A 21,508-nucleotide genomic window follows, 5' to 3' on the forward strand; every position below is an offset into this window, starting at 1 on the left:
GATCATATTGCTAGACCGCACATTCGCTGCCCTCTCGTTCGTCCTCCTACTCCTGACCTCCTCCGCCCAAGCCGCTGGCTTGCAGCTCTTAGAGGTCGATCACGGATTCCACGGCATGATCTGGACGCCTTGCGCCGCAGACGCCGGTAGCGTGCCGGTTGGAAGCCTCGCGATCCCAGGGCTGGAGACACTGCCCGGGGTAAAGAATTGTCCAATCAATGGCACGAAGCTGCCATTGGTCGTCATGTCCCACGGTCGCGGCGGCTGGATCGGTGGAAACCACGATGTTGCGGAAGCGCTGGCGGACGCGGGATTCATCGTCGCGGCGATCAACCATCCCGGCGACAGTGTCGGTGACCTGGCGCAGCGCGACAGCCTGTCGGTCTGGCTCTCACGGCCGCAGGACATCATGCATCTGATCGATTTCATGTTGAACGATTGGACAAGCAGAGCCGCGATTGATCCGGACCGGATCGGCTTCTTCGGCTTTTCGCGCGGTGGCTACACCGGAACCGTTCTCGCCGGCGTCGACCCGGACTTTCAAAGGGTGGCGCACTACTGCACGCAACAGAACCCGTTCTGCGAGCAGGTCCGCAATGGCGAGTTTCCCAGAAGCTGGCCGCACGACGAGAGGATCAAGGCGGCCGTGCTGGCCGACGCCGCTCACACGGTCGGATTCACGCGAGCAAATCTCGCGAGCATCAAGATTCCCCTCCAGGTCTGGCGCTCGGAGCTCGGCGGCAACGGGGTCGATCCGGAAGGGACCGCCCGCGTAACCGCGAGCCTTCCCGGCACGCCCGAGGTCCACACCGTGCCCGCCGCGCATTTTGCTTTCCTCGCGCCGTGCTCCGCGGAGCTCGCGGCCGCCGTCCCGCGCATCTGTGCTGATACGCCTGCGGATTTCGACCGCGCGGCGTTTCACCGAGAGTTTGACGCCCAGGTCGTCAGGTTCTTCTCCGAGAAGCTGGGCAAGTAGGATCCGTGGCAGAACCTGCGTTCCGCCGCGTCGCTCTCAAGCGCGCCAGAACGGGCGCCGGCACAGCCGCCGCGCCTCGTCGCGTGTCAGGCCGTAGTCCTGCAGCACCTCGTCGGCGATCCGCGGCAGCTCCCGGGCGAAGCGGCGGCGCTCGCGCCAGCGCTCCCACCAGAGCCGCAACCATGACGTGGGCTTGAGGTCGGCGCAGCTTTGATGGGGAGCCGGTGGCGCCAAGTAGTAGATCTTGGCGCCCGGCCTCGGCGAGATGGGATGGCGCGACAAGGGATCACGACCGAGCGCGCAGAGCCCCGGCGATCGCGAGGCGCCGCGGAGCATACGCTCCTCGATGGCGATGACCCTCGGATCGTCGGTCGTGCTCGGCATGGCGGGCTCCCCTTCAAATGAAGAACCTGCCGGCAACAAAAAAGCCGCCAGGTCCCTGGCGGCTGTTCGGATCAAATGCTGCAAATCGTCAGATTGAGCGCGATCCTCCCGCCGCCAGCGAGCTACGGTGCGTGATGCGACCAAAACGATGGGTGGCGGCGGTGATCATGGCCGGCTCTATAGCCGATCCATCTGAGGTTGTCATCCATCGAATGGATGCGAGGCCGAGCGGCCTCCCCCAAATTTGCTCAGGACGGAAAAGCACCGACGGTCCGCGCAAGTTGCCGCGCCAACGGTCCAGGCAGAGCCTCATCGAAAATCCGGCTCAGCGTGCGGTAATACCAGATCGTGCCATCCCTTCCACCGGTGAAGCGTTGCCACACGACGTCGCCGACCTCATCAAGGTCGCTCGCGATCGCTTCCGCGTTGTCAACCTTGTCGGCGAGCGAGACCAGCAGCGATGACACCGGCTTGAGCGGCAGCCGGGCGAGATAGGCTTCCTTCCGCGGGCGCCATTCGGGTTTCGGATCGACCCAGGAATCCGTGCAGTCCGCGACGATCCCGGCGACGCCATCGCCAAAACGCCGGCGGATCTCATCCAGCGTGGCCTGCCCGCCCTGGTCCTCGGCGGCGTCATGCAACAGGCCCGCGATAGCCTGCACCTCGCTGCCGCCCGCCGACAGCATGCGGCTGGAGACGCTCAGCAGATGCGCGATGTAGGGTACGTTGCTGCCCTTTCTCAATTGGGTCCGGTGCAGCCTTGTCGCATAGACGAGCGCTTCGTCGTAGAGATGAGAGAGTGACATTGCTTGCTTTCTTCTCTGGCCGACGCAGGGTCAGACCGATGGTTCGTCGTTGGTCACTATCGGCATTGTTCCAATCATTGGGCACCACGTCGAGCATCATCCTAGCCGACCCGTCGGGCAAATCAGCTGGCGTGCGCAATAGCGGAGAGCCCGTTTCCGGTGCCTTGCTGCGATCAAAGCGCATCGCGAGGGCGTGCGCCAAGACACTGATTTCCTCAATCCGTTCAATGTCCGACTCACTGTCCAGTCCTACCGACGAAAATATTCTCGTTTCTATTTTTCAGAACTCGTGTTTCCCTCCCCTCATCCCGCCTCGACACGAGGGGCGTATCGCGATCGTCACGACACGCGAGGTGGGAAGGCGATGGCCGCCGAGGGGCCGCAGCGCGTCTTGGACGTGCGGACGAACGGCTCTTGGCGGACGTGAAGTCGCAGCGTCCTGACACCCCGAAGCTGGTGTCACGCCGGTGGAGATGATGATCCGCCGGTCACGGGGGCAAAACAGCCGGTCCCCGGGGAGACTGCGTATAAGCGTGAAGACCATCGCGCGGGGAATGCCGGGATGTCTCGGCTGCACCTGTGGTACCTGCCGCCTGCATTTTTTTCGCAGGCGGGCCATGGGGGCGGCGAGCTCCCGGCATTCCCCGCGCCCTCGTGATCTCAGAGGGTTCGTTGACAGCCAGAGCCCGGGCGCGGTGGCGCCGCGGAGGTTGCGGCTGCTCGTCCGCTGGATGCCGTCCCTCACCAGCCGGATCGCGATCCGCCGACGATTATCGCTCGCGCCGCCACGGCTAAAGGTTTTGGTTAATTTTGTCCTGCTACGTCTCGCGCATTCTTCTCTGACAGTGGATTCGGGACCCCATGGCTTTCTTCTCCGGCAAGTCGGCTGATCGCACGCATAACCTCCTGATGACGGAGCTGTTCGAACGTCATCGCGACGCCATCCTGGTGATGTCCGACGGCAAGATCATCGCCTGCAACGAGACCGCGGTCCGATTCGGCGGCTTCCGCAGCAAGCAGGACCTGCTGTCGCGTTCGCCGGCGACCATGGCGCCGGAGTTCCAGCCCGATGGCAAGCGCTCCGCCGACGTGGTGCGCGAGATGGATGCCAAGGCCAGGCGCGAAGGCCACGCGACGTTCGAGTGGACCACCAAGCGCGCCGACGGCAGCCCGGCGCTGGTCCAGATCACGCTGGTGCCGACCCAGGTCGAGGGCCAGACCTACGTCATGAGCTTCCGCCGCGATCTCTCCGACCTTGTCGCCGCACGCGAGGAGAAGAAGCGCGCGCTCGACCGGATCGCCAAGGATTTCGAGACCTCGGTCGGCGCCATCGCCAATGCGATCTCCGGCGCCTCGCGCGAGGTCGAGACCACGGCGGCCTCGCTGACGACGACCGCGGATCAGGCCGCGCAACGCGTGGCGCTGGTGGCGTCGGCGTCGAACTCCGCCTCCTCCAACGTGCAGTCGGTGGCCGGCGCCACCGAGGAGCTGTCGACCTCGGTCAGCGAGATCAACCGCCAGGTCGCGACCTCCTCGACCATCGCCGCCGAGGCGGTCGAGGCGTCCTCGCGCACCAACGACCTCGTCAACAGCCTGGCGGACGCGGCGGCCAAGATCGGCGCGGTCACCGACATGATCAACGCGATCGCCAGCCAGACCAACCTGCTGGCGCTGAACGCGACCATCGAGGCGGCACGCGCCGGCGATGCCGGCCGCGGCTTCGCCGTCGTGGCCTCGGAGGTGAAGAGCCTGTCGAGCCAGACCGCCAAGGCGACCGACGAGATATCAGCCCACATCAGCGCGATGCAGCGCGCCACCAGCGACACGGTGGCCGCGATCCAGGGCATCGGCGGCACCATCGGCCAGATCAGCGAGATCGCCAAGACCATTGCGACCGCGGTCGATCAGCAGGGCCACGCGACGCAGGAGATCGCCCGCTCGGTCAGCCAGGCCGCCAGCGGCACCCGCGAGGTCGCCACCAACATCGGCTCGGTCAGCCAGACGGTGGAATCGGCCGGCGGCGCCGCCCGGCAGATGCTGGGCGCAGCCGGCCAGCTCGCCAAGCACGCCGACGAGCTGCGCGGCAAGGTGAAGGACTTTTTGACCGCCGTGCAGGCGGCGTAGGGTTCGGTCGCGGCTCGACGTGTCCGCGATTGCACGGCTCCGCGAAGATGTCGCGGAGCAGCTGTTTGAAGACGTGGATAGGATTTTGAAGCCAAGTTGCGCTGGCCACGGCTTCGTGGGTGCAACTTGCTGTGAGTTGGCAGGCCGCCAGCCTCACCCTCCGCTGTCATCCCGGGCAAGCCGCAGCGGCGCAACGCGCCGCGGAGGCGCCGACCCGGGATCCATACGCCGCAGCAGATGTGGTTAGACGAGCTCGGAGTTACCTGCCTGCCGCCACAAGCAGTCCTGTGGTTATGGATCCCCGCTTTCGCGGGGATGACGACGGAGGGTGAGGCACCCTCTATCGTCTACCACTGGAAGACATGGAGAAAGGCTTACGTCGACGACACCGCGGGCTTGCGGCCGTAGATCGCATCGGCGCGCTTTTCGAACGCCGCCGACATGCGCGCGAAGATGGTGTCGAACATCGAGCCCATCAGCATCGCCAGCATGCGGCTCTTGAACTCATAGGCGATGAAGAACGTTACCTCGCAGGCGCCCTGCTCGCGCGGCTCGAAGCTCCAGCGGTTTTCCAGGCTGGAGAACGGCCCGCTGACATACTCGACCAGGATGTTGCGCTTGGCCCGATCCAGCGTCACCCGGCTGGTGAAGGTCTCCTTCACGAGCTTGAACGACACCGTCATGTCGGCGACGACGACCTCGGTGCCGTCAGGCTTCTGGCTGCGCTGGCGCACCACCAGCTTCTCGCACAGCGGCACGAACTCCGGATAGCGCTCGACATCGGCGACGAGGTCGAACATCTGCTCGGCCGTGTGCGGCACGCGCCGCTTGTTGGAAAATCTCGGCATCTCGTCTCGATCAGCGCGCCATGGCTTCGCGCGCGGCCTTCAGCTTGGCGAAATCCTCGCCGGCGTGGTGCGAGGAGCGCGTGAGCGGGCTCGCCGACACCATCAGGAAACCCTTGGTGTAGGCGACGGTCTCATAGCCGGAGAACTCCTCCGGCGTGACGAAGCGCATCACGGCGTGGTGCTTCCTCGTCGGCTGCAGATACTGCCCGACGGTGAGGAAATCGACCTCGGCCGAGCGGAGGTCGTCCATCACCTGCAGCACCTCGTGGCGCTCCTCGCCGAGGCCGACCATGATGCCGGACTTGGTGAAGATGGTGGGATCGATCTCCTTGACCCGCTGCAGCAGCCGGATCGAGTGGAAGTAGCGCGCGCCGGGCCGGACCGAGAGGTAGCGCGATGGCACGGTCTCGAGATTGTGGTTGAAGACGTCGGGCTTGGCGGCGACGACCTGCTCCAGCGCGCCGTCCTTGCGCAGGAAGTCGGGCGTCAGCACCTCGATCGTGGTGGTCGGACATTTCGCGCGGATGGCGCGGATGGTCGCGGCGATATGGCCGGCTCCGCCGTCGGCGAGATCGTCGCGATCGACCGAGGTGACGACGACATGGGCGAGGCCGAGCTTGAAGGTCGCCTCCGCGACGTGCTCCGGCTCGCCGGCGTCGAGCGCCTCGGGCAGGCCGGTCTTGACGTTGCAGAAGGCGCAGGCCCGCGTGCAGGTGTCGCCCATGATCATGAAGGTGGCGTGCTTCTTGTCCCAGCACTCGCCGATATTCGGGCAGCCGGCCTCCTCGCATACGGTGACGAGGCCGTTCTCGCGCACGATGTTGCGGGTGTCGGCATAGCCGCGGGTGGTCGGCGCCTTGACCCGGATCCAGGCCGGCTTGGCCGGCGAGATGGAATCCGGCCGGTTCGCCTTCTCGGGGTGGCGGGGGCGCAGCGGCGTGTTCGCGTTGATGTCGACGATGGTGACCATGGGATTCGCACAAACCTCTGTTGCGCCCTAGCTATTCCGTGCCGCGGCCCGCCGCAACCGGCTGGCCGAGGATACCAGGGCATGGCAGATATGGGCAGCGCGGAACAGCGCTCACCACGGCGGATTTCCTTGAGAATGGCGCAAAAACCGGCAAAAGCCCCCGGGGTATCACGGCCCCGGCGCAATGCTGCGGCCAAGCGGCTGACGCGGGCGTTCTTCGCCCGCGAGGTGCTCGCGGTGGCGCCGGAGCTGATCGGGGCGACCTTTCTGGTCGACGGCGTCGGCGGGACCATCGTCGAGGTCGAGGCCTATCACCACACCGACCCGGCGGCGCATTCGTTCCGGGGCCCGACGCCGCGCAACCAGGTGATGTTCGGCCCGCCCGGTTTCGCCTACGTCTACCGCTCCTACGGCATCCACTGGTGCATGAACTTCGTCTGCGAGGTGGAGGGCTCGGCGAGCGCGGTCCTGATCCGGGCGATCGAGCCGACCTTCGGGATCGACGAGATGCGGCGGCGGCGCGGGCTGGAGGATGTCAGGGCACTATGCTCGGGGCCGGGCAAGCTGACCGAGGCGATGGGGATCACGATCGCCCATAATGGCCTGGCGCTGGATGCTCTACCGATCGAGCTGTTCGCCCGACCTGAGGATGTAGAGGTCGTCACCGGCGTCCGCATCGGCATCACCAAGGCAGTCGACCTGCCGTGGCGCTTCGGGCTCAAGGGCTCCCGGTTCGTGAGCAAGCGGTTTCCGCGCTAAGCCGCTGGCCGTCTTTCCGGGATGGTCCGAAGGACCAGACCCGGAATCTCGAGATTCCGGGTTCGATGCTTCGCATCGCCCCGGAATGACGAAGGAGAGAGGACGACGTCACGCGCCCTGCAGCCGCGACAACGCGTCTTGGAGCTTGGCCTTGCGGGCCAGCGCCGCCTCGCGCTTCTCCTTCTCCTCCTCGACCAGTTCCTCGGGCGCGTTGGCGACGAACTTCTCGTTGCCGAGCTTCTTGTCGACGCGCTCGATATCGGCCTCGGCCTTGGCGATCTCCTTTCCAAGGCGGGTGCGCTCGGCGGCGAGATCGACGACGCCCTTGAGCGGCAGCGCGGCGACCTCGCCGCGCACGACGAGCTGGGCGGAGCCTTCGGGCGCCGTATCGGCGAAGGAGATGTCGGAGAGACGCGCAAGGCGCTTGATGACCTCGCTCCAGCGCGGTGCGCGATCCCTCGTCTCGGCGGAGGCACCGACGAGCGCGAGCGGCATCAGAGTCGCCGGCGGGATGTTCATCTCGGCGCGGACCGAGCGGATGGACGTGACGAGATCGACCACCCAGCCGATCTCGGCCTCGGCCGCCTCGTCCTTGAAGCTGGCGGCGTCGAACGAGACCAGCAGCGGCGGCACCAGAGGGTCGCCGAAGCTGGCGGCCGACAGCGCGGCGATCTCGGCGACCGTCGGCCTGTCGGTGCGGTGCGGCCAGGGTGACAGGGTCAGCAGACCGTCGCGCTTGGCGGTCGACTCCCACAGCGCCTCGGTGATGAAAGGCATGAAGGGATGCAGGAGCTTGAGGATCTCGTCGCGCGCCCAGGCCACCATCGCGCGGGTCTCGGCCTTGGCAGGGCCGTCCTCGCCGAGCAGGGTCGGCTTGGAGAGCTCGACATACCAGTCGCAATAGACGTCCCAGACGAAGCGGTAGATCGCATTGGCCGCGTCGTTGAAGCGATACGCCTCCAGCGCCTCGGTGACCTCCCGCGTGGCGGCGGCCGCCTCATGGGCGATCCAGCGGTTCAGCGTCTCCTTGGCGGAGCCCGGATCGAAGCCGTCCGGCACGGTGCAACCGTTCATCTCGGCGAAGCGGCTGGCGTTCCAGAGCTTGTTGGCGAACTTGCGGTAGCCGTCGACGCGCTGGGTCGACAGCTTGATGTCGCGACCTTGCGCGGCCATCGCGGCCAGCGTGAAGCGCAGCGCGTCGGCGCCGTGCTCGTCGATCAGCGCCAGGGGATCGATGACGTTGCCTTTCGACTTCGACATCTTGGCGCCCTTCTCGTCGCGGACGAGCGCATGGATGTAGACCGTCGAGAACGGCACTTCCTTCATGAAGTGCAGGCCCATCATCATCATGCGGGCGACCCAGAAGAAGATGATGTCGAAGCCGGTGACCAGCACGTTGGTCGGATAGTAGCGCTTCACCTCGGGCGTGGCGTCCGGCCAGCCGAGCGTCGAGAACGGCCACAGCGCCGAGGAGAACCAGGTGTCGAGCACGTCCTCGTCACGCGTGATGAAGCCTTCGCGCTTGTTGCGGTCGAGCGCCATCTCGCGGCCCTGCTCGGCCGTGATGACCTCCTGCTCGACGTAGTAGCCGATCGCGTGGCCGACGGCCTCCTCCTCGGTCTCGGCGACGAACACCTTGCCGTCAGGGCCGTACCACGCGGGAATCTGGTGACCCCACCACAGCTGGCGAGAGATGCACCAGGGCTGGATGTTCTCCATCCAGTCGAAATAGGTCTTCTCCCAATTGCGTGGCACGAACGTCGTCGCGCCCGACCTGACGGCCGCGATCGCCGGCTGCGCCAGGGTCTTGGCGTCGACATACCACTGGTCGGTCAGATATGGCTCGATCACGACACCGGAGCGGTCGCCATGCGGCACCATGTGCGTGTTCGGCTCGACGCGCTCGAGGAAGCCGAAGGACTCCAGCCGCTCCAGGATCTTCTTGCGCGCAGCAAAGCGCTCGATGCCGTGGAACTCCCTGGCAAACTCCTCGGAGCCCTCAGGCAGGCCGCGCAGATAGTCCTCGTTGTCGACCAGCGCGATGCAGCCCTCGCGGTCGAGAATGCTGATCTGCGGCAGGCCATGGCGGCGGCCGACCTCGAAGTCGTTGAAGTCGTGCGCCGGCGTGATCTTGACGGCTCCGGTGCCCTTCTCCGGATCGGAATAGGTGTCGGCAACGATCGGGATCTCACGCCCGACCAGCGGCAGGATCACGCGCTTGCCGACGAGGTGCTGATAGCGCTCGTCGTCCGGATGCACCGCGACCGCGCTGTCGCCAAGCATGGTCTCGGGACGCGTGGTCGCGACCACGATGAAACTCGTGGGATCCTCGGGGCTGAACGTCGTCCCTTCGATCGGATAGCGCAGGTACCAGAGATTGCCCTTGACCTCGATCTGCTGGACTTCGAGATCGGAGATCGCGGTCAGCAGCTTCGGGTCCCAGTTGACCAGCCGCTTGTCCTTGTAGATCAGGCCCGCACGGTGCAACTCGACGAACACCTTCACGACGGCCTTGGACAGACCCTCGTCCATGGTGAAGCGCTCGCGGCCCCAGTCGCAGGAGGCGCCGAGGCGCTTAAGCTGGTTGATGATGGTGCCGCCGCTCTCGTCCTTCCACTGCCAGACGCGCGCGAGGAACTTTTCGCGGCCCATCTCGCGGCGGCCGGGTTGCTGGCGCTCCATCAGCTGACGCTCGACCACCATCTGGGTGGCGATCCCCGCGTGGTCGGTGCCCGGCTGCCACAGCACGTCGCGGCCGCGCATACGCTCGAACCGGCACAGGATGTCCTGCAGCGTATTGTTGAGCGCGTGCCCCATGTGCAGCGAGCCGGTCACGTTCGGCGGCGGGATCACGATGGTGAAGGGATCCGCATTGCGCCGATCGGGGCGACCGGCGGAGAACGCGCGGGCATCCTCCCAGACCAGGGACATGCGACCTTCGAGATCGGTGGGCTGATAATTCTTATCGATCATGGCATTTCCAGCGGCGCGGGGCCGGCTGTCCAATTCGGGATGTCGCGGAACTCGTCCGGGCCTTTTGTGACATGACCTGAAAAAGCTCGCGCAAGCTGTTGGTGCTTGGGCTGTTTTCGGACTGATGTCCGACCGCGGACCGCGCTCCCGGAAGAGCCCTCTCGATCCGTCCGGCAGGGATCAGCTTGACAGGGCTAGAAAGCCGCCGCGGCGCGCCAAGTCAACAGCAGCGGCGAACATTGACGGATAGCGTCTACCGCCCGCCGCGGCTCACTCCAGAACGGAACACGAGATCGTGCCGTCCTGGCGTCAGCGGCCGCGCGAGACGCGCTCGATCTCGGCCTTGACGATGCGCTCCACCAGGGCCGGAAGATTGTCATCCAGCCACGATTTCAGCATCGGACGCAGCATCTCCTTGACGAGGTCCTCGAGCGTCCGGGCGTTGTTGCTCAGCACCGTATTGGCCAGCGCGTTGAACGCCGATTCGACGGCGTTCACCGTCGATGGGGCCAGGATCGGCTGCTTCGGTGTGACTTGCTCAAACGCGGACTCGAAGCTGGCAGCCTTCTGATTGAGCCGCCCGGCCTCGATGAACTCGATATCGTCCCGCGGATCCACCTTTCGGAAGGATGCCGCGGCGGGGGCTGGCGCTGGAGCGGGAGTCGGTGGGGCCACTGCCATGTCGTCGGTCAACTCGAGTACTTCAGGTTCGGGCTCGGGTTCTGCCGGCCGAACCTCTGCGACCGGAGTCGTTTCATCCAAACCCGCCAGCAATGCGTCAATGTCATCCTGGTTGTTGCTTGCGGACGCCGCCGGCGGCGCGGGAGGCGGAGGTGCGGGCTTGGCGGGAGCCGCAGCAGCGATCTTCGAAGGTGGGATGTCGTTCATTACCGGCTTCGCAGCCGGGGCCGCCGGCTTCTCGGCCTTGACCGGCTCCGGCGCGGCGGCCTTGTCTGCCGCCGGCGGCTTACCCTCGTCGTCGGCAATGATACGCCGGATCGACGCCAGAATCTCCTCCATGGAGGGTTCTTGGACCTTCGCAGGCTGCGTCATTTCCGACTCCAAATCAGCAACGCTGCCGTACGAACCGGCTCAGCGCAAAAGTCCCGGGCGCCGGCCCCAAGTGGCTTGGACTTCTCAACGGACATGCCAACTTGTCTCCGGACAAGGCCTGATCGATGCAAAACAACAGAACGATACTGCCCATGTCGGAGTCTATTCTTGGAAGAACTTCCGACGCAGTCCGAATCGTTCGGCGGCCATTTTGAGGCTATGTCATGGCAACAAATGAATGCAAGCAACGCTGGCCGCGAACCCGGTGGAGCACGGAGGTCGCCCGTCAAGCGTCGCCCATTCGTCACAACCACAGCATGTGCCACAAAAAAATCCCCCGGCCAAGGACCGAGGGATCAGGGGCGATATTAAGAATGTACTAATGACCATCCGGCGTCCGCACACCCGCCCAGTTATCCCGGACCTGCTGGTAGTGCACGCTGGGATCGTAGGTGGTGGTCGGCAGGTTCAGCACCTGCGGTGACAGCCGCCCCACGGTCTGAAGCACCGTATAGGAGGCCACCACGCGGTCATGCTGGGCGTTCACCAGCGAATTCCGCGCGTTGACCAGCGCCTGCTGAGCGTTGAGGACATCCAGCGTGGTCCGCTGGCCCGCCTTGGCTTCCTCGCGCACGCCGTTCAAGGCGATCTCGGAGGCCGCCACCTGGGCCTGTGCCGACTGCACCTGTGCCTTGCCCGCGAGCAGCTTGCCCCAGGCAGATACCACGTCGGAGCGAGCCTGATCGCGGGTCTGCTCCAGGACCAGACGCTGCTGCGCCAGCGACTCCTTGGACTGCCGGATCAGCGCGTATTCCGCCCCTCCATTGTAGATCGGGACGTTCACCGAGGCGACAGCCGACGCGCTGAACCCACGATAGGATTGCAGGCTCGACTCATAGCCCTGCTGCGCCTGAGCCTGGACGTTTACGGTCGGCAGCAGAGCACCCTCGTTGATCCTGACCTGCAGATACTGGACGTCGATGCCGTACATCGCCGAGGTTACGTTCGGGTTTTCCGTCAGAGCCGTTTCGACCGACTGCTGGAGGGTCGCCGGCAAATAACGGTCGACAGGAGAGCCCGGCGCCAAGTTCTGGGGATCGTTGCCGATGATTCGGCGGAAGTTCGAGCGGGTCGCCGTTAGTTGGGCCTCTGCTGTGAGCTGCTGCGTGCGGCCGGCGGCGAGCTGAGCCTCGGATTGCGCGACGTCGGTGCGGGTGACCTCGCCGACGTTGAACCGATCGCGGGTCTGCTTGAGCGTCTGCTCCAGCACCCGCGTGTTGCTGCGCTGGACCTCGACGATCGCCGCATCGCGCAGATAGTCCATATAGATCGTGGCCGCCGCTAGCAGCACCTGCTGCTCAAGAATGCGGAGAGCCTCGCGTTGCGCCGAGACGTTCGCCTCGGCCTTGCGCACGCCGTTTGCCGTCTGCTGACCGTTATACAGATTCTGGTTGACCGTCAGGCCGACGCTTCGCGGCCTCTGCACGCCGTTCACGGCCGGCGTAGCGGGTGCCGCTTGCAAATCCGTATACTGAATGCCCGCCGTCGCATTCAGACTGACCTTCGGCCGATACCCCGAGAGTGCCTGCGGAACGCCTTCGTCGACCGCACGAGCCTGGGCCCGCGACGCGTTCAGTTGCGGGTTGTTCTGATAGGCACGCACCAGCGCAGCCTCGATCGTGTCGGCCAGCGCTGGCGTCGGGCCTGCACAAGCCATCACGAGGACCACAGCCGCCGCTGCGGTGACGAGCTTCACCCCAAACATCCCTGTTCCATTCATTTGTTACCGGCTCGAACGCCAGAGCCGGGCCGTAACCTGTTGAAGAGACTCCCGCGCACCTCGCACCTTATTCCCCATGCAAGCGCAACGGAACCACCCAAGCCTGGAACCCGTATCGAAAACTGTCAACGTGCAGCATCCAGGCCACACTTCTGATTTAAAACAGAATTTTGCCCGCCCGCGGCCGCGAAGACGACGCACCAAGCCGTGCTGCGCGACGGGCGGCTCGGCAATTCAGAGGGGTCGCTAAGGACCTCGTCGGACGACTTAAAAAACGAACTCGGGGACCCGCTCGAGACCGGAAATGACCGGCGCCGCAGCATCGAACAGAACCCTGCTGCCGATATCACCATGCGATCGCGTAAAGATCATGGCGCGGGCGGGACGCGCGGCGGCGAAGACGCCGACCAGGCGGCCGCCCTCCTTCAATTGACGGCAAAGACCGTCCACAGCGACCTCGGTCGCTCCATTGAGGAGAATCACGTCGAAGCGGCCGTCCGCCGGATCACCCTGCGCGGCCGGCGCGACTCGAATCGTAACCGGGCAGCCATCGACGGCGGCAAGCAGCTGCTTGGCGCGCCCTTCGATGGCAGAATCGACCTCAGTCGCCGTCACGCTGCCCGCCAGTCGGGCGGCCAGCGCGGCGAGATAGCCCGTCGCGCATCCAACCACCAGCACGCTGTCGGTCGGCTTGATCTCGGCAGCCTGCAGCAGTTTTCCCGTCAGCATCGGCTTGATCAGATACCGCTTGGCCGAGGCGGTTTCGGAGACGTCGAGATCCAAGTCGAGGTAGGCCAGCGCCTGCCGATCTGTGGGAACGTAGGCTTCCCGCGGCACGGTCAACAACGCATCCAGCACGCGGTGATCGGTGACGTCGTTGGTCCGGACCTGACCATCGACCATTTTCTGGCGCGCCGTCGCGAATGAAGACATGAGCAGACCTGCAAGCAAAGCGGATGGACCGCGGACGATCTGCGCAATCTTTTGGTACAAGGCCCTGGAAAAGGCAACATGCGGGTTTCAACGGAGCCGCTGGGACGCCACCTGTGAGTGAGCCGACCGCCGGCTACTCGATCACCACGGCCAGTCGCCCGAGCAACTGCGCGATCTCGTCAATATGTTCGGAATCACCGCGCGTCATCATGTCGGCCAACCGCGTGAGACATTCGTCATCGCTGAGACGCTCGACCTGGTCGGGAATCAACGAGGGCGCGGAGACTGCTTCAGCGAATGGGACGACGGTGTTTGGCATCTACGACACTCCATGACCGCGGGCACTGGCCGGTTCCAGCAAACTATCGGGGCCGGTTTGCTCCCTTCCAAGTGAATTTCCTGTCATCGAACTGTGGGCGACCGCTGCCCAGCAAGCGTTCAAAATCAATCTAACCATCTGAAATTTCGGTATTTTATTCCTGAGCCCGCAATCGTCGCAAAGATGCGATTTCGTTCTATGCAAGGCGAAACGGCTTTGTTATACGCAGCCGCATTCGCGAACATTGCTTCGCCTGTTCCTCGGTAGCTCAGCGGTAGAGCATTCGACTGTTAATCGAATGGTCGCTGGTTCGAATCCAGCCCGGGGAGCCATTCTGGCCATGCCGAATGGTTCTATATATCCTCCCAATCCCTCTTTCTTGTGACGCGGGACATCCGCCGATTGGCCGCGAACGTGCGCCGATCTTCGCTGTCTTGCCTTGACCGCGCATGGAGCGTCGGGCAAGCGGGGCGCATCTCTTGCAAGTGACGACCAGCGATGCCGATTTCCGATCATCTGAGAGCCGTCCGCAGCAAGATCGGCCATGATCTTTTGGCGACCACAGCGGTTTCCATCTCCGTGTTCGACAACCAGGGCCGCATTCTGCTCGGGCGCGACGCGGAGACGGGCCTCTGGACGTTGCCCGGCGGCGCCATCGATCCGAATGAGCACCCGGCCGACGCGGCCACCCGCGAATGCTTCGAGGAGACCGGGCTCGTGGCCCGGCCGATTCGCCTGCTCGGGGTGTTCGGGGGCCCGGAGTTCCTCATCCGCTATCCCAACGGTGATCTGACCTACTACACGGTGATCGCCTTCGAGGCCGTCATCGAAGGCGGCGCGCTTGCGCCCGATGGCGAGGAGATCGCGAGCCTTCGATTCGTCGATCGTGGGGAATGGGACCAGCTCCCGGTGTCGCCATCGAGCCGGATCATCTCGCGGCAGGCGCTCCAGCACGACCCCACCCCCTACTTCGCTGCCGCGAGCTGGCGGCCCGAAAGCTGAACCGGACTCGAGTCGTTGGATCCTGTCGCCGCAATTCTCATGCTGATGGCCGGTCTGCTTCACGCGAGCTGGCATGCCATCGTCAAGACCGGCAGCGGCCTCTCCCTCCTCGCTGGCATGGGTCTGGTCAGCAGCGCCCTGATCCTGCCCTTCCTGTTTCTCGTTCCCGTTCCGGCACTCGCGACCTGGCCGCTCATCGTGGCCTCGCTGGTCTTGCACGCGGGCTACAAGGCGAGCCTCGCAATGGCCTACCGTTCGGCCGAGCTTGGACGCGCCTACCCGATCGCGCGTGGCATCGTTCCGCTGTTCGCAACGCTATTTGCCTCGCTGGGTCTGCAGCAACTGCCACGGAGCGGGCAGTTGATCGGAATTGCCGTCATCGTCCTCGGCATCACCGGCCTGGCGAGCGACCGAATCCACGGTCCGATCGACCGCCGCGCGTTCTGGGCCGCCGTCAGCGCCGCCGCACTGATCGCCGGCTATTCGGTCGTCGATGCGGCAGGCACCCGGCAGACCGAAGGCTGGGCTTCGTTCACGGTCTGGATGATCGTACTCGACAGTGTCGTGTTCTTTCTCGTCGCGATGATGCTGCGAGGACCTGCGCTGGTGTTGGAGATCCGAGACGCCTGGATCCCGGTGCTGATCGCAGGCACCCTGGGGCTGACGTCGTTCGTGGTATTCCTTTGGGCCTTGAGCCGCAATCCGATTGCCAATGTGGTCGCGTTTCGCGAATGCAGCGTCCTGTTTGCGACGCTGATCGGCGTGCTGTTCCTGAAGGAGCGTGCAACGCCGCGACGACTCTGCTGTGCAGCGCTGATCGCAATGGGGCTGGTCGCGGTCGCCCTGCTCAAGCCGGACTGAGATTCTTCAAACAACCGGAGCCATCACCCCCGGACATCATAGTTCCATCTTCATCGCATGATGCACAACAGAAGGCCGGCCAGCGGCCCCGGACAGGAAGTTCCGTAAAACCCCTGGTTGCCGAATCGCGACAACTAATTCAGTGTTAACTACTTTGCCATTTTCGAGCCTCAGCCTATTGTCCTTGTAGCGTGAGCGTCCTTCAGTCCTGCTGATACTGAGGTGGCCCATGCCTACTGTCCTCATTATTGATGATGATTGTGCCACGCGCGCTGCGCTGGAAACATTATTGAAGAAGAAGCGGTTCTGCGTGTTTCTCGCGCCGGACGGTCCGACCGGCATTCGATTGATCGGCAGCGTGTCCTTCGATGCCGTCGTGATCGACATGTTCATGCCGGGCATGGACGGCATCGCAACCATTCGCGAGCTCATCAAGCTCGATCCCACGGTCCCGTTCATCGCGATCTCCGGTTACGCGTTCACCGACAAGAAACTGGGTGCTCCAGACTTCCTCGGTATGGCAATCAAGCTCGGAGCGACGGCAGCGTTGCAGAAGCCGTTCGACATCCTCGATCTGCTCGAAGCGGTCGATCGTGCGATCGAGGTGCGCCAACGACTTCTGAGCGAGGCGCGGCACGTCGCTCCTCATCCACGTCTGTCAGGAAGGGCTCATGATGAACATCCTGGTCGTTGATGACGAAGTCGGCGTTTGCTGTGTCATCCAGCACCTTCTGGTTCGCGAGGGCTACGCGGTCACTGCCGTCACCGACGGTCGGCTGGCCATGGATGCCGTGTCCCGCGATGATTTCGCCGCGGCTCTGATCGATCTCAACTTGGCCGACATGGACGGCAACGAGGTCATCCGGGCTGCACGGGCGGCCCGGCCCACGATGCCCATCGTGATGATGTCGGGCATGGTGCTGGAATCAGGACGCGGGACGCCTGATTTGCTCGGCCCCTCGCCCAGAATGGTCGGCCTTCATCGTTTGGCGAAGCCGTTCAAGCCGAAAGACCTGTCGCAGCTGATGCGCGACATTCTGGTGCAGGACACCGAGCTTCTCGCCGTCGCGGTTTGACCGCCAGCGATTCTGCCGCTTGCGTCGAGCCGGACGTTTGGAGCGGGTCGCCTCTTCGGCCTTTGCCAGTGAAGCGGCCTGCGACTCGCGGCAGGCGTTGCGGATCTCTTGCTCCCGGTCGGCTACGGGCCGGATCGTGATCGCTGCACGGCATCACCTGCCGCGCGGGCAGACGGGTCACCGACGACGCGAAGCCTTGGGATGTGAGCCCGTTCACACTGGAACAAAGCGGACCGCGGTATATTTGGAACGAAGGGCACCGCTAACCAATTGGGTCCGTCGTGCCCGATCGTTAGAATTTGAACGATCCGCTCAATTTGAAAAAAGTGGAATTTCGCCATCGTGGCTCGCAGTTTGCGCGAGGGCGAGATGAGCGAAGCCGAATACGAGTTGTTGATGGACGTTGTGAGAACCGCTATTGCGCCCGAGACCGAGACCGATTCCATGGCCCGCTTGTTCTCAATTCTGCATTTCCCCACGGCGGCCAACGACAACCAGGGCGCCTGGCCGCTGATCCCGTTTCCGGACGGCTGGTTCGCGGCCTGCTGACGCGCGATCTTCTGTCGTCATGCAAGCCAAGGGATCGGCACGCCGGAACGCTGCCGCGGTCTTCATTTTCTGAGATGGCGACTGCCGAGGCCGCCGCCCTTCAGATCACCGGCGCTACTTCCTGACTGCGAATACCCAGACGACGCCGCCCTGCGGGACGTTGTCCTCCAGACCGATGTCGCCTTTCGAGAGCGCATCCTGGATGCGCTGCGCATCGACGCCCCAGCCGGATTGCACGGCGATGTACTGCGTGCCATCCGCCTCATAGGCGACGGGCATGCCCATGATGCCCGAGTTCGTCTTCTGCTCCCACAGCAGCTCACCGGTCTTGGCATGGAACGCCCGGAACATCCGGTCGTTGGTGCCGCCGACCAGAACGAGATCGCCCGCCGTCGCGGTCACCGACCCGAACAGCTGGGATTTCGGGAAATTGTGCGACCACACCTTCTTGCCTGTCGCCGGATCCCAGGCCTGCAGCTCCCCGAAATGGTCGGCACCGGGCCGCACCGTGAGCCCGATGTCCTCGGCCTTGGTGCCGAGCCAGAGCTGGCCGGGAACGAGCGGCAGCTTCTCCCCGGTGAAGCCGCCGCAGAAATTCTCGTTCGCCGGCACGTAGACGAAGCGCGTCTTCTGGCTGTAGGCCGCGGACGGCCAGTCCTTGCCGCCCCACAACGAGGGACAGAAGTCGACACGCTTGCCGAGCGTCGGCTTGTGCGCGGGATCGACGATCGGCCGTCCCGTCTCGGGCTCAATTCCCTTCCAGACATCGGTGTGGACGAAGTTCCAGCCGTTGACGTAGTTGATTCGCACCGGCGTGCGCTCGAGCACCCAGAAGATGGCGTCGCGTCCGGGATGGATCAGGCTCTTGAAGCTGCGGCCGTCCCGCTGCAGGTCGACCAGCATCGGTGCATCGACCTCGTCCCAGTCCCACGAGTCGTTCTGGTGATACTGGAAATGCGTCTTGATCTTTCCGGTCGCAGGATCCAGCGCGATCACCGAGCTGGTGTAGAGATTGTCGCCGGGGTGCAGGCCCCCCGGCCAGGGCGCGGCGTTGCCGACGCCCCAATACACCGTCTTGGTGTCCTTGTCGTAGGTGCCGGTCATCCAGGCAGACCCGCCGCCATTCTTCCAGTCGTCGCCGCTCCACGTGTCATGCCCGGGCTCGCCTTCGGAAGGAATAGTGAAGGTGCGCCAAAGCTCCTTGCCGTCCTCGGCGTCATAAGCGGCAACATAGCCGCGGACGCCGAACTCGCCGCCGGATCCGCCGACCATCACCTTGCCGTCGACGATGAGCGGCATCAGCGTGAGATATTGTCCCTTCCTGTAGTCCTGGACCTTCTTGTCCCACAGCACCTTGCCGGTCTTGGCGTCGAGCGCGACCAGATGATCGTCCGTCGTGGCGAGGTAGAGCTTGTCCTGCCACAGGCCGACGCCGCGATTGGTCGGATGCAGCTGGAACAGATCCTCCGGGAGCTCGCGCTTGTAGCGCCAGTACTGGTCGCCGGTCTTGGCATTCAGCGCGATCACCTGCCCCATCGGCGTCGTGATGAACATGACGCCGTTGTTGACCAGCGGCGGCGCCTCGTGCCCCTCGACCACGCCGGTGGCAAAGGTCCAGACCGGCACCATGTCCTTGACGTTCGTGGTGTTGATCTGGTCGAGCGGACTATACCCCTGGCCATCATAGGTCCGGCGATAGAGCATCCAGTTGCCTGGCTCGGGATCTTCGAGCCGCGTGGGCGTGACAGGACTGTAGTTGTCAATCGGGCCGGCCACGGCTGCCGGTGCGGCGAGACAGGTGAACGCCACGGTGCTCGATAGCAGCCATTGCTTGATCGCGGTGGACGTGATGGACATGGACAAACCTCCCCTGCTTCGTTTTTCGATTCACTTGTTGTCGTGACGGGCGTCGAGACGATGCGAGTTCCGATAGGCACATGGGATCTCATCAGCCCTGTTGGCCACCTACCTTTCCAATGAAGGGCGCAGCGATCATGAGCGCGCCGTCCTTGAGCACGAGGGGAAGCGCGGCGAGCCGCCGGGGCGCGGGGCCGAACACGACCTGCGCCCCGCGCCTCGGGTCGTACTCGGAATTGTGGCACATGCATTTGAAGACATCGTCGTTGCCCTCGGTCGCCTTGATCCAGGCCGTGACCGGGCATCCCGCATGCGAACAGATGGCCGAATAGGCGACGATGCCTTCGGCCGCACGCTGACGCGTGTCTTCGTCGAGTTCGTTTGGATCGAGCCTGACGAGCAGCACCTCGTTCAATCGCGACCCGTCACGCACGATCGCATTCGCTGGATCCTTCGGCCACCCATGAACCGGTGGCTCGCCAATCTTCAAGTCATCAGGCGTGATCGTCTGCCCTTCGCGTTCCCCTTCCGAGAACACGATCAGGTCGCCTTTTTGCGGCCGCTTCTCCTTGCGCGGATCGTCGTCATCGGCCGCCGCGCTGGCAACCGTTGCGCATGCGGCAAGCGTGCCGAAAACCACCGAGCGGCGTGTCGGGTGATCATCCATGACAGATCTTTGCGTGTGAAGTTGTGTGCGAGTCGCAGGCGTGCTGTTTTAGGGAGCTCGGCTCCCCGCAACGCACCCTGACATAGAATAATTAGAACGACACAACCTGAAGAAATCAAGGCGCGTTGCGCGATTTCGCCGCGATGTCTTCAACTATCGTCGCTGCTGCGCGTCATCGCCGGTGCAGCGGTTCGGCGAAAGCTCCTCGTGATCGGAAGCGACGGTGTCGCCAGCTCCGTCTGGGATTGCGACCACGCGATGTGGACCAGGGTCGCGATGAGGGCGGCGCGACAATCCCTCTCTGCGCTGCCGTGCCCGATGCGACCAGTTCGAACGCGGCTGGGCGGATCGAAATTCCAGCTGGCCGAAGGCCCGGATCGACGGCGTCGGCCTTCGCGACGAGAGTGGTTGCCTAACCGAGAGATTGCCTATATTGCTCCGCCCACAGGGGCCACGTGGCGGAGTGGTTACGCAGCGGTCTGCAAAACCGTTTACACCAGTTCAATTCTGGTCGTGGCCTCCACTCGATCAAAATCAAGCGGTTGGACTACCCATTGGGGCCGCGAACCGGCGCTAGATGGGCAGATCGTCGATGCCGCCGGGATAGCTGACCTGCGCGCGCGGCCAAGTCAGAATTGCCCCTCGTTCACCGGCCGAGACGCCCGTCCGATCCGAGCCGGATCTGCCGGCCAGCCGGGGCGCGTAATCCCGAAACTGCACCACATTGGACTTTTCTGCTTCCGGCATGGCTCTCATCCTCGTTCCATGCGGCAATGCAAGAAGCGTACCTCCGGTTCCTAAACCCGCCGTTTACGGTTGCGCCAATCCGGCTTGCGGGCCTTTGGGCGGGGCGTGAGCTCCGGCTGCGCTTTTTCCACCTCCCGATACCGCGCCAGCATGCGCTCGAAGCTCGCGTCGAGGGCCGTGGCGATCTCCGGCCGCCGTTCCAGCGCGGCCATCAGCATCCCCGCAGCCTCGATGGTCGACAGCCCGTCGCGGCGCGGCTCGCGCCGCAGCCGGCCGTAGCGCGACGGCTGCCGCGGCCCGAGGATCACGCGCTGGCATTTCAGCATCCACGGATTGCGCCACCACAGCGCTTTGGCCTGGCTCCAGGTGCCGTCGAGCAGGATCACGCCCTCGATCGACTTGAGGATGGCGCGCTGGTTGTCGGCGACCTCACCCTTGCGGGTCACCGCGACCACCTCGCTCTCGGGATCGAGCTCGGCCGCCTTCGCCGAGCCGAGATAGAGAATGGCCCAGCGCGCGGGATCGGCGACCGGCCGTCCCAGTGCCTTGGCGAGGCTTGGCCAGGATAGCCCGACCTTGACCACCGCGTTCTTGAAATGCAGGGCGGCGAGCCGCGCGGTGCCGAGCGCGCGATCCTGCTCCTGCGGATGCTGCAGGATCAGGAGCCCCAGCCGGCTCTCCAGCGGTGTGACGCTGTCGCAGATGCACAGCGGCAGCGGTTTCTGGCAACGCGGGCAATCGGGCGGCGCCTCGGTGGCGAGCGGCGGATGGTCGTGTGGTTCTGGCATGCGGCGGCTATACGCGCCCGCGGACAGGGCCACAAC

At 64.5% G+C, this 21,508-nt stretch carries 21 protein-coding genes and 2 tRNA genes; 10 read left to right on the top strand and 13 right to left on the bottom strand.

All coding sequences use genetic code 11. The annotated features are described in order from the left end of the window. The first annotated feature begins 115 nt into the window (after window positions 1-115). Window positions 116-976: an alpha/beta hydrolase family protein gene (locus QW863_RS02915; RefSeq protein WP_315711884.1), complete on the top strand. Its 861-nt coding sequence runs from the start codon at window positions 116-118 to the stop codon at window positions 974-976. A 36-nt stretch (window positions 977-1,012) separates the two neighbouring features. Here the strand turns inward: QW863_RS02915 and QW863_RS02920 are convergent, their stop codons facing one another. Together QW863_RS02920 and QW863_RS02925 are read right to left on the bottom strand one after the other, a co-directional pair. Then, window positions 1,013-1,360, bottom strand: coding sequence for a DUF1127 domain-containing protein (locus QW863_RS02920; protein ID WP_315711882.1), 348 nt, complete (start codon window positions 1,358-1,360; stop codon window positions 1,013-1,015). 248 nt (window positions 1,361-1,608) lie between these two features. Next, window positions 1,609-2,166 carry an HD domain-containing protein gene (locus QW863_RS02925; protein WP_315711880.1) on the bottom strand — a complete coding sequence of 186 codons (558 nt, stop codon included), beginning with the start codon at window positions 2,164-2,166 and terminating at the stop codon, window positions 1,609-1,611. Between the two features lie 861 nt (window positions 2,167-3,027). Here QW863_RS02925 and QW863_RS02930 point away from each other — a divergent pair. Then, entirely contained in the window at window positions 3,028-4,290 is a 1,263-nt protein-coding gene (locus QW863_RS02930) for a methyl-accepting chemotaxis protein (protein ID WP_315711879.1), read from the top strand. A 374-nt stretch (window positions 4,291-4,664) separates the two neighbouring features. Here the strand turns inward: QW863_RS02930 and QW863_RS02935 are convergent, their stop codons facing one another. Next, window positions 4,665-5,138, bottom strand: a complete 474-nt coding sequence (locus QW863_RS02935; RefSeq protein WP_315711878.1) for a type II toxin-antitoxin system RatA family toxin — start codon at window positions 5,136-5,138, stop codon at window positions 4,665-4,667. A gap of 10 nt (window positions 5,139-5,148) precedes the next feature. Continuing rightward, window positions 5,149-6,108: a lipoyl synthase gene (gene lipA, locus QW863_RS02940; protein ID WP_315711877.1), complete on the bottom strand. Its 960-nt coding sequence runs from the start codon at window positions 6,106-6,108 to the stop codon at window positions 5,149-5,151. Between the two features lie 135 nt (window positions 6,109-6,243). On the opposite strand from lipA, the gene QW863_RS02945 reads away from it, so the two are divergent. Next, window positions 6,244-6,867, top strand: a complete 624-nt coding sequence (locus tag QW863_RS02945) for a DNA-3-methyladenine glycosylase (RefSeq protein ID WP_315711876.1) — start codon at window positions 6,244-6,246, stop codon at window positions 6,865-6,867. A 108-nt stretch (window positions 6,868-6,975) separates the two neighbouring features. On the opposite strand, the gene QW863_RS02950 is transcribed toward QW863_RS02945, so the two are convergent. From QW863_RS02950 to QW863_RS02970, 5 genes are all read right to left on the bottom strand, one after another. Further along, window positions 6,976-9,840: a valine--tRNA ligase gene (locus QW863_RS02950; RefSeq protein ID WP_315711875.1), complete on the bottom strand. Its 2,865-nt coding sequence runs from the start codon at window positions 9,838-9,840 to the stop codon at window positions 6,976-6,978. Window positions 9,841-10,149: 309 nt separating this feature from the next. Then, window positions 10,150-10,893, bottom strand: a complete 744-nt coding sequence (locus tag QW863_RS02955; RefSeq protein WP_315711874.1) for a DUF2497 domain-containing protein — start codon at window positions 10,891-10,893, stop codon at window positions 10,150-10,152. A gap of 379 nt (window positions 10,894-11,272) precedes the next feature. Next, window positions 11,273-12,658, bottom strand: coding sequence for a TolC family outer membrane protein (locus QW863_RS02960; protein ID WP_315711873.1), 1,386 nt, complete (start codon window positions 12,656-12,658; stop codon window positions 11,273-11,275). 282 nt (window positions 12,659-12,940) lie between these two features. Continuing rightward, window positions 12,941-13,606: a protein-L-isoaspartate O-methyltransferase family protein gene (locus QW863_RS02965; RefSeq protein WP_315712619.1), complete on the bottom strand. Its 666-nt coding sequence runs from the start codon at window positions 13,604-13,606 to the stop codon at window positions 12,941-12,943. A gap of 133 nt (window positions 13,607-13,739) precedes the next feature. After that, window positions 13,740-13,925, bottom strand: coding sequence for a hypothetical protein (locus QW863_RS02970; protein ID WP_315711872.1), 186 nt, complete (start codon window positions 13,923-13,925; stop codon window positions 13,740-13,742). 257 nt (window positions 13,926-14,182) lie between these two features. Here QW863_RS02970 and QW863_RS02975 point away from each other — a divergent pair. From QW863_RS02975 to QW863_RS03000, 6 genes are all read left to right on the top strand, one after another. Beyond that, window positions 14,183-14,257: transfer RNA gene (locus QW863_RS02975), tRNA-Asn, on the top strand. Window positions 14,258-14,423: 166 nt separating this feature from the next. Continuing rightward, complete coding sequence (locus QW863_RS02980; protein ID WP_315711871.1) at window positions 14,424-14,927, top strand: NUDIX domain-containing protein; 504 nt, start codon at window positions 14,424-14,426, stop codon at window positions 14,925-14,927. A gap of 15 nt (window positions 14,928-14,942) precedes the next feature. After that, a complete protein-coding gene (locus QW863_RS02985) occupies window positions 14,943-15,788 on the top strand; it encodes an EamA family transporter (RefSeq protein WP_315711870.1) in 846 nt (281 codons plus the stop codon). Window positions 15,789-16,017: 229 nt separating this feature from the next. Beyond that, on the top strand, window positions 16,018-16,482 hold the full coding sequence (locus QW863_RS02990) for a response regulator (protein ID WP_315711869.1): 465 nt from the start codon (window positions 16,018-16,020) through the stop codon (window positions 16,480-16,482). Beyond that, window positions 16,460-16,864: a response regulator gene (locus QW863_RS02995; RefSeq protein ID WP_315711868.1), complete on the top strand. Its 405-nt coding sequence runs from the start codon at window positions 16,460-16,462 to the stop codon at window positions 16,862-16,864. The genes QW863_RS02990 and QW863_RS02995 overlap by 23 nt, the downstream gene beginning before the upstream one ends. 369 nt (window positions 16,865-17,233) lie before the next feature. Then, complete coding sequence (locus tag QW863_RS03000; protein WP_315711867.1) at window positions 17,234-17,413, top strand: hypothetical protein; 180 nt, start codon at window positions 17,234-17,236, stop codon at window positions 17,411-17,413. A 114-nt stretch (window positions 17,414-17,527) separates the two neighbouring features. On the opposite strand, the gene QW863_RS03005 is transcribed toward QW863_RS03000, so the two are convergent. Both QW863_RS03005 and QW863_RS03010 read right to left on the bottom strand, forming a co-directional pair. Further along, the gene (locus tag QW863_RS03005) at window positions 17,528-19,270 is read right to left on the bottom strand and encodes a methanol/ethanol family PQQ-dependent dehydrogenase (RefSeq protein ID WP_315711866.1); all 1,743 of its coding nucleotides are present in this window, start codon (window positions 19,268-19,270) and stop codon (window positions 17,528-17,530) included. Window positions 19,271-19,361: 91 nt separating this feature from the next. Beyond that, window positions 19,362-19,937 (bottom strand): ubiquinol-cytochrome c reductase iron-sulfur subunit, encoded by a 576-nt coding sequence (locus QW863_RS03010; RefSeq protein WP_315711865.1) that lies wholly within the window; start codon window positions 19,935-19,937, stop codon window positions 19,362-19,364. 449 nt (window positions 19,938-20,386) lie between these two features. Here QW863_RS03010 and QW863_RS03015 point away from each other — a divergent pair. After that, window positions 20,387-20,460 (top strand) — tRNA-Cys (locus QW863_RS03015). Between the two features lie 50 nt (window positions 20,461-20,510). Here QW863_RS03015 and QW863_RS03020 read toward each other — a convergent pair. Together QW863_RS03020 and QW863_RS03025 are read right to left on the bottom strand one after the other, a co-directional pair. After that, window positions 20,511-20,684, bottom strand: coding sequence for a hypothetical protein (locus QW863_RS03020; RefSeq protein ID WP_315711864.1), 174 nt, complete (start codon window positions 20,682-20,684; stop codon window positions 20,511-20,513). Window positions 20,685-20,734: 50 nt separating this feature from the next. Next, on the bottom strand, window positions 20,735-21,472 hold the full coding sequence (locus QW863_RS03025; RefSeq protein ID WP_315711862.1) for a tRNA-uridine aminocarboxypropyltransferase: 738 nt from the start codon (window positions 21,470-21,472) through the stop codon (window positions 20,735-20,737). Window positions 21,473-21,508: the final 36 nt, after the last annotated feature.

The organism is Bradyrhizobium sp. SZCCHNR1017 (genome assembly GCF_032381375.1).
In the GTDB taxonomy this organism is placed as follows: Bacteria; Pseudomonadota; Alphaproteobacteria; order Rhizobiales; family Xanthobacteraceae; genus Bradyrhizobium.

Excerpts from the sequence above, each read along its gene's own strand:
- QW863_RS02915 (WP_315711884.1), top strand. The coding sequence starts at position 116 with ATGATCTGGACGCCTTGCGCCGCAGACGCCGGTAGCGTGCCGGTTGGA.
- QW863_RS02920 (WP_315711882.1), bottom strand. The coding sequence starts at position 1,360 with ATGCCGAGCACGACCGACGATCCGAGGGTCATCGCCATCGAGGAGCGT.
- QW863_RS02925 (WP_315711880.1), bottom strand. The coding sequence starts at position 2,166 with ATGTCACTCTCTCATCTCTACGACGAAGCGCTCGTCTATGCGACAAGG.
- QW863_RS02930 (WP_315711879.1), top strand. The coding sequence starts at position 3,028 with ATGGCTTTCTTCTCCGGCAAGTCGGCTGATCGCACGCATAACCTCCTG.
- QW863_RS02935 (WP_315711878.1), bottom strand. The coding sequence starts at position 5,138 with ATGCCGAGATTTTCCAACAAGCGGCGCGTGCCGCACACGGCCGAGCAG.
- lipA (WP_315711877.1), bottom strand. The coding sequence starts at position 6,108 with ATGGTCACCATCGTCGACATCAACGCGAACACGCCGCTGCGCCCCCGC.
- QW863_RS02945 (WP_315711876.1), top strand. The coding sequence starts at position 6,244 with ATGGCGCAAAAACCGGCAAAAGCCCCCGGGGTATCACGGCCCCGGCGC.
- QW863_RS02950 (WP_315711875.1), bottom strand. The coding sequence starts at position 9,840 with ATGATCGATAAGAATTATCAGCCCACCGATCTCGAAGGTCGCATGTCC.
- QW863_RS02955 (WP_315711874.1), bottom strand. The coding sequence starts at position 10,893 with ATGACGCAGCCTGCGAAGGTCCAAGAACCCTCCATGGAGGAGATTCTG.
- QW863_RS02960 (WP_315711873.1), bottom strand. The coding sequence starts at position 12,658 with ATGTTTGGGGTGAAGCTCGTCACCGCAGCGGCGGCTGTGGTCCTCGTG.
- QW863_RS02965 (WP_315712619.1), bottom strand. The coding sequence starts at position 13,606 with ATGTCTTCATTCGCGACGGCGCGCCAGAAAATGGTCGATGGTCAGGTC.
- QW863_RS02970 (WP_315711872.1), bottom strand. The coding sequence starts at position 13,925 with ATGCCAAACACCGTCGTCCCATTCGCTGAAGCAGTCTCCGCGCCCTCG.
- QW863_RS02980 (WP_315711871.1), top strand. The coding sequence starts at position 14,424 with ATGCCGATTTCCGATCATCTGAGAGCCGTCCGCAGCAAGATCGGCCAT.
- QW863_RS02990 (WP_315711869.1), top strand. The coding sequence starts at position 16,018 with ATGCCTACTGTCCTCATTATTGATGATGATTGTGCCACGCGCGCTGCG.
- QW863_RS02995 (WP_315711868.1), top strand. The coding sequence starts at position 16,460 with ATGATGAACATCCTGGTCGTTGATGACGAAGTCGGCGTTTGCTGTGTC.
- QW863_RS03000 (WP_315711867.1), top strand. The coding sequence starts at position 17,234 with ATGAGCGAAGCCGAATACGAGTTGTTGATGGACGTTGTGAGAACCGCT.
- QW863_RS03005 (WP_315711866.1), bottom strand. The coding sequence starts at position 19,270 with ATGTCCATCACGTCCACCGCGATCAAGCAATGGCTGCTATCGAGCACC.
- QW863_RS03010 (WP_315711865.1), bottom strand. The coding sequence starts at position 19,937 with ATGGATGATCACCCGACACGCCGCTCGGTGGTTTTCGGCACGCTTGCC.
- QW863_RS03020 (WP_315711864.1), bottom strand. The coding sequence starts at position 20,684 with ATGCCGGAAGCAGAAAAGTCCAATGTGGTGCAGTTTCGGGATTACGCG.
- QW863_RS03025 (WP_315711862.1), bottom strand. The coding sequence starts at position 21,472 with ATGCCAGAACCACACGACCATCCGCCGCTCGCCACCGAGGCGCCGCCC.